This window comes from Nostoc cf. edaphicum LEGE 07299 (assembly GCF_015207245.1).
Lineage (GTDB): Bacteria > Cyanobacteriota > Cyanobacteriia > Cyanobacteriales > Nostocaceae > Nostoc > Nostoc edaphicum_B.
In genome coordinates this window covers 1-6,531 of record NZ_JADEXF010000203.1, presented here as the reverse complement: position 1 = coordinate 6,531, position 6,531 = coordinate 1, and the positions used below count along the sequence as shown (strand labels likewise).

The 6,531-nt window shown below is 43.2% G+C and carries 5 protein-coding genes; 2 read left to right on the top strand and 3 right to left on the bottom strand.

All coding sequences use genetic code 11. The features are described from left to right. Both IQ229_RS08200 and IQ229_RS08195 read left to right on the top strand, forming a co-directional pair. A partial coding sequence (locus tag IQ229_RS08200) for a tetratricopeptide repeat protein (protein ID WP_228013299.1) occupies positions 1 to 1,097 on the top strand: 1,097 nt, incomplete at its 5' end. Between the two features lie 158 nt (positions 1,098 to 1,255). Beyond that, positions 1,256 to 1,882 carry a hypothetical protein gene (locus IQ229_RS08195; protein ID WP_194042796.1) on the top strand — a complete coding sequence of 209 codons (627 nt, stop codon included), beginning with the start codon at positions 1,256 to 1,258 and terminating at the stop codon, positions 1,880 to 1,882. Between the two features lie 170 nt (positions 1,883 to 2,052). Here the strand turns inward: IQ229_RS08195 and IQ229_RS08190 are convergent, their stop codons facing one another. From IQ229_RS08190 to IQ229_RS08180, 3 genes are all read right to left on the bottom strand, one after another. Then, positions 2,053 to 3,036: an RNA polymerase sigma factor, RpoD/SigA family gene (locus tag IQ229_RS08190; protein ID WP_194042795.1), complete on the bottom strand. Its 984-nt coding sequence runs from the start codon at positions 3,034 to 3,036 to the stop codon at positions 2,053 to 2,055. Positions 3,037 to 3,693: 657 nt separating this feature from the next. Then, positions 3,694 to 5,424, bottom strand: coding sequence for a helicase HerA domain-containing protein (locus IQ229_RS08185; RefSeq protein ID WP_194042798.1), 1,731 nt, complete (start codon positions 5,422 to 5,424; stop codon positions 3,694 to 3,696). A gap of 95 nt (positions 5,425 to 5,519) precedes the next feature. Next, positions 5,520 to 6,314, bottom strand: coding sequence for a glutathione S-transferase family protein (locus IQ229_RS08180; protein WP_194042794.1), 795 nt, complete (start codon positions 6,312 to 6,314; stop codon positions 5,520 to 5,522). Between the last annotated feature and the right edge of the window lie 217 nt (positions 6,315 to 6,531).

Sequence of the window (6,531 nt, the reverse complement as noted above, 5' to 3'; positions counted from 1 at the left end):
GTGGAGGGCCGGTGTTTGATATTGACGGTAAAGTGATTGGAGTTCATGGTAAAGCTGACACAGAAACGGAAGTCAAAGAACTCCAGTCGGGGCAACAAATATCAGCTGGGCTAAAAGCTGGAGTTAGTGCAGCAGTTCCGATTGAAAAGGCGATCGCTTTATCTGGGCAGGTTGGATTGACTGGGTTGAAGGTAGACAGCTCCCCCAGTACGGATAAACCCCAAGAACGGATGCAAAATCCTCAAGCTTCGAGCGATTTCTTAGCACGGGGACTGTCCCAGAAAAGTAATAGTACCGCAGCGATCAATGATTTTAGCCAAGCGATCGCTCTTGACCCTAAGAGTAGCATTGCTTATTACAATCGCGCCAATGCCCGCTACAAGATGGGCGATAAACAAGGTGCAGTCGCCGATTATAATGAGGCAATTCGCTTCAATCCCAATAATGCGATCGCTTATTACAACAGAGGGGTAGTGCGATATTATCTAGGCGATAAGCAAGGTGCAGTTGCAGATTTTACCGCCGTCTTGCGTTTCGATCCTTACGATGTATCAGCTTACTACAGCCGAGGATCTATCCTCCGCAATTTGAAAGATGCTCAAGGTGCTTTTGCCGATTTTGACCAAGTTGTTCGGCTTGCACCTAACGTTCCTCATTCTTACTTCAACCGAGCGCTAGCTCGTGCCATGTTTAACGATCGCCAAGGTACTCTCGCCGATTTTACTCAAGCGATCACTATCGATCCCAAGTTTTCTAGAGCCTACATCAGCCGCTCGTTGACATTGCGTCGCTTGGGACAGTTACCCGCAGCGATTCAGGATTTAAACACAGTGCTGAGTTACGAGCCAAATAATAGCATTGCTATTTACCAACGCGGCTTGTTCCGACGCGATTCAGGCGATCGTCAAGGTGCGTTTGAAGATTTACAAAGAGCTGTAAATTTATTCCAGCAAGCCAACGATACTGCTAGTTACCAAAAAGCAATATACGTTCTCCAACGCTTACAGTCATCACCCGCTACTTCCCCTCCTAATCAACCAAATAACGGACAACCGAGTGGTGAAACTGCCCCAGATGTCATAAATGAACCTATTTAGGAATGAGTGTAGAGATGTTTTATGGAACGTCTTTACACTCATCTAATAGACTTATTGCAGAAGTGGGGAAAAGGGTAAGGGGTAAAGGTATGGAATTTTCCCTTACCCTTTAAACTTTCCTCAACATCTTGGCATTTGTTACTTTTGCAAGATATCTAATGAAATTTATCCAGAAAGCACACCAAAAAGTTATGAAAACTGGGCGCTTTAAACTAAACTTTACTAAACTAATTCGCTTGAGTACGACAGTCTGCACGTTTACTTTTTTATCAGTAATTGATATTGCCGGGGCTATGCCAATACCAATGCCTACGGCGGTAAACTACGCTCAATCCCTGCCGCCATCGGGTTTTTCTGCTTACCCAGCCTCCACAATATCTCCTCTAGATGGGATTTGGAAACTCCAGTGGCGCATAAATGGGAAATCTTTTGATGGACTCCTGACTTTAACAGGAAATTCTGGCACCATGACCGTTAATGTGCGCTATTCCAATGGTCAGAATGATGTCGTACAACAAAGAATGGTGGTTCAGTCTTCTGGCGATCAATTTATTTTGTCTGGACAAAATCCCGTCTATGCAGGGACGAATATGCCGATTGTCTCCTACATTCCCGATACTTTTTTGATCGAGCAAGCAAGCAATTTGGAGGGTTGGAGGGCTAAAAGTTGTGATAGCACTGAACGGTGTTCGCGAGTAACGATGCGGTATGTTGATCCTGCCTACCCACCATCTATACCGAATCGGGCACCTGCCGAGATGCCCACAAAATGGGATTCATTGTAAATTTTTGATAATTGCTCAATCAGTGAGTACTATTCACTTTCAGAAAGCCGATTGCTATAGAAATCGCCCGCGAGTTTTTCCTAGTTTTCAGCAAAAAAATCGCCTCCTGAATTTAGGAGGCGGATCGCCAAGGTGGTGTACAGAAGACGCGGAGTTCCGCGTCTGTTGTTTTAACTAGCAACGTATTCTTTGACATTGGCACGACGGCGACGTAGATGAGCCAAAGCTTGATGCTCTAACTGACGAACGCGTTCGCGGCTGAGATTCAATCTCTCACCCACTTTTGCCAATGACATTTCATTACCATCTTCTAAACCAAAGCGTAAAGCTACAACTTCTCGCTGTTGCGGGGTTAGTTCTGCTAACAGGTTGTTCAAGTCTTGGCGTAAGAATTCCTGGTTGGTGTAATACTCTGGTGATGGGCCATCATCTTCAAGCATTTCTTGCAACTCAGTATCTTGGTTTTCACCAACTCGCACATCCAAAGAAACTGGTTGACGAGCCATATTCAGGTACTCGCGAATCTGAGCAGGTTCTAGTTCTAGTGCTTTGGCAATTTCGGCTGGAGTCGGCGATCGCCCCAAAGTTTGAGCCAACTCGCGCTGCACTTTTTTGATTTTGTTCAGTTTCTCGGTAATGTGAATCGGTAAGCGAATAGTCCGACCTTGTTGAGCGATCGCACGAGTAATTGCTTGGCGAATCCACCAGTAAGCGTAAGTCGAGAATTTATAACCCCTCATCGGGTCAAATTTCTCCACACCCCGCTCTAATCCTAGTGTTCCTTCCTGGATTAAATCCAGAAACTCCATATTTCGCTTTTGATACTTTTTAGCAATAGCAACAACCAAGCGCAAATTCGCTTCGATCATTTTTTGCTTTGCCCGCTTACCTTGTGCCACCGTTTGCTGCACATCGGTTTCCGATTGTTTAACGTGATCGGCCCACTCTGAAATATCCGGTTCGCGTTGCAACTTCTTCGCCAAAGCTTCCTTGGCGTCGATCAGCGTCATCATTTGTTGCACTTGCTTCCCAAAGACAATTTCTTGTTCGCGGGTTAGCAGTGGTACACGACCAATTTCTCGCAGATAGGTTCGCACCATATCAGCCGTGAATTTGGTGTTGAGGTTTTCCGTTTGGGTATTGACAGTAGGCATTGGTGCGATGTCCTCTACTTCCTAAAGATAATGTATGTTTTATTACTAAAATGCATGGGGAGAAGTAGTACATCTATCACAAAATATCGGGAGCTACCAAAAGCAATTAGTTAATTGATACAGCCGTTGTTAAGATGGTACGCCCCAATGATAGGTTCCCCTACCTTCCCTAAATTTTCAATCTTTTATAAGCACGCTGGTTATTTTTGAGAATTCTTCTCTTGGACAGTTACTAACACCGAAGGGTAAATCCGAAGTCGGTATGAGTTCTACTTAACTTATGATACGATAAATCAGGCAAATAGTAAACTATCTTTAGATAAAACCTATCATTATAATTCAAAAGCAGCAGTTATAGAAAAAAATTTTAAATTTCCTTGAAATTACTGACTATATCTATAGTGACGCCAAAAACCCTTCTTCTGTTGCCAAAAACTAGCCGGATAACCGAACTTAATTTGCTGTGACAATGGAGGGATGTCACGAATTGGTCATTTGTCATTTGTCATTTGTCATTGGTCACTAGTACTGAGCGACTCGTGCCGAGTGGAGCCGAGGTAAGTCGTTGGCGCAATCTCTGTCTCTGACACGCTGTTCGCGTTCGTAGAGAAGTATTGGTCATTTGCAAAGGACAAAGGACAACTGACAAATGACAATCTAAAATCCAAGGTCAGCTTTGGCAAGTTCCGCAGCGGCGAATACTTCTGCGTCAGGTTTTTCTTCCCAGGCTGGCTCACCAATTTCTGCGTAAAAAGTTGCGTCATAAGGACGGGTACGTACTACTACTGGCATGGGAACGGCGTGACCCAATATTAAAGCCTGTTGTTTCGAGTCTAGTTTTGCCAATACCGATCGCAGTCCGCTACCACCAGATACACCTGTAAAAATCGCCTCTATGTCTTTTTCATCATTCAGCAAAGCGGTAATGCGAGTCCCAATTTGCGACATAACTTCATTATCTATGCCTGATGGACGTTGATCAACTACCAAAAGTGTGACAAAGTACTTCCGCAGTTCGCGGGCAATAGTCCCAAAGATAGTACTTTGGACGATAGCCGGGTCAAGGAAACGGTGCGCCTCTTCAATGGTAATCATCAATGGCGTTGGGCGATCGCTCGGATTTTTGCTTTGCAGAAATTTATCTGCTTTCTTGACGTAATGCTCGTGAATACGTCGGGTGATCATATTTGTCACCAACATATAAGAGAGCATATTAGACTGGGAACCAAATTCTATCACAACATTCTTCCCAGATTCCAGGCATTGCACAATTTTACTAATGTAATTCTGGGGGCAAACTGCTCGCATATACTTCAAGCTATCCATCCGCAAGAGTTTGCGCTGCAACGCCATAATCGAGCCTTTGTGTCCGCGCTTCTCGTCGCAGAACATCTCGATTTCTTCGTTAGTCATATTTAGCAACTGCACAATCCAAGACTTGCCAAACTCGCTATACAGAATATTGGCGTTATCTAAGGCTGCGTCAGAGAGTCCTAAATCTCGGCTACATAACTTAATATCTTCAACTTCTATTTGCTCATAGCTCAAATAAAGTTCTTGAGCATCACGCACACCCCGACGCTTTGTTGATTCCGGGTCGAGGGTATAAACTTCTACCTTACTAGGGAAAAGTTGCTTTAATCCCTTAACTGTATTGACGTTCTTACCTTCTGCAACAGCTTCCCAGCCATACTCAGAGTGCATATCAAAAATCAAGTTTACTGCCGCATTTTTACGGATAACGCCAGCTAAAAGTAGCCGAGTTAGAAAAGATTTACCAGTACCAGATTTCCCAAAAACCCCATTACTCCGTTCTACGAAGCGATTCAAATCGATACAAACTGGCACATCCATATCCAAAGGTTTCCCAATGGAAAAGTTGCGCCTTTGGGGGTCATCTTCCCAACCAAATACTCGGCGAAAATCGTCAACACTTGCTTCGTAAACTTGACTAAAGTGACTAGGAATAGTTTTCACCGGCAACAATTCTATTGTCGTGCTGGTTTGTGGCACAAATGAAGCCAAACCCGTCACCGATGGGAGGAAAGGATTTGCCGATTTGCCATTTGTTGGGGAGAAAGATTCTTCAGTTTCGGGAGTGAACATCAACATCGGCGCGAGGTTGATAGTACCATAAGTACCACTTCCGGCTAAAACATCTCGTAAAAAAGTGTCTTCCCAATTGGGGGGATTAGCAATAATTCGGGCATTAGCAGCTCCCAATGCTACATCTGTCAGCATACAAAAAAAACGCGATCGCATCCCTTGCACAACAAGAAATTTACCCACCCGCATATCTTCTACAGAAATGTCAGGATGCAATCGTACTTCTAAACCTTCAGTTAGAGAACCTTGAATGACCGAACCTAATGGCTGTGCCGAATTCATCTGATTAGTCATTTGTCATTTGTCATTTGTCATTGGTCATTGGTCATTTGTTTTTCTTCTCCATCTCCTATGCCCAATTCCCCATGCCCAATTATCTAATCAATCTGAATCGAGGTTGGCGCACTTCCTGTTGATGGAGTGGTACTAATTAACGGTTTGCGGAATTGGGCATAAAGGCGATCGCGCCAGGTAAAGAATGGTTCATAATCTATATTCTCGGCAAAGATTGGCAATCCTTTACCTCTGATAGAAGCTGGTAAATCCAGATAAGGCCCAGAGGGGAACTTGAGCAATATCGATAAGCCAGCCACCGCTAAGTCAGCTAAAGTCGGCTCATCTCCTGTTAAATAGGGACTATCTGCCAATAATAACGTTAAGGCTTCCAAGTCTTGTTTTAAAGATGCGATCGCTGACTGTATCACATCTGGGCTATAACCTACGCCAAAACCCAACACTGACAGTAAGTCACTAGGTACTCCTTGAACCAGACTTTTAAATATATCTGGTGTTGAGGTGGGTAATAAAGACTTACGGAAATTTTGATCTTGACTTACGGCTGCAAATAGTGCTTTGCGACCTTTGATGCCTATGGACTCATCAGCCCATTCTTCTATTAATAAAGTTAAACCCCGTTGTTTAGGATCTTGCGGTATTATGGGGCGATCGGGATACTCTAAGTCTAAATACTTAGCTATTGCCGTAGAATCCGCAATATATTTATTACGATCCTTTAATACAGGCACTTGTCTTTGACCAGTCAGCCGGAACAGTTCCACTTGTCCAATCCCAGGCGTAACCTCTATTTTGCGGTAATCTAGTCCTTTAAAATCTAGAATTAGGCGCACTTTCTCTGAGTATTGAGAGAGTTCCCATTGGTATAATTCCAGCATATGTTCTATCTTTTCTAACTGGTCAACTTATTAACTTTACAATTGTATCTTTAGTTTAAGTAATTTTTATTGATATTAGTTGATTAGCTGTTTATGTTAATTGACATTAGGGTTTAACCGATGCCTGATTTTTGGCAAAATTATCGATTCAAAAAAATATTGTTTTCTGATTAATTACAATATCAAATAATTAAGTAATTTAATTCAGCATATAAAT

What these genes read in the sequence shown, in the direction of transcription:
- IQ229_RS08195 (WP_194042796.1), top strand. Translation starts at nt 1,256, where the DNA reads ATGAAATTTATCCAGAAAGCACACCAAAAAGTTATGAAAACTGGGCGC.
- IQ229_RS08190 (WP_194042795.1), bottom strand. Translation starts at nt 3,036, where the DNA reads ATGCCTACTGTCAATACCCAAACGGAAAACCTCAACACCAAATTCACG.
- IQ229_RS08185 (WP_194042798.1), bottom strand. Translation starts at nt 5,424, where the DNA reads ATGAATTCGGCACAGCCATTAGGTTCGGTCATTCAAGGTTCTCTAACT.
- IQ229_RS08180 (WP_194042794.1), bottom strand. Translation starts at nt 6,314, where the DNA reads ATGCTGGAATTATACCAATGGGAACTCTCTCAATACTCAGAGAAAGTG.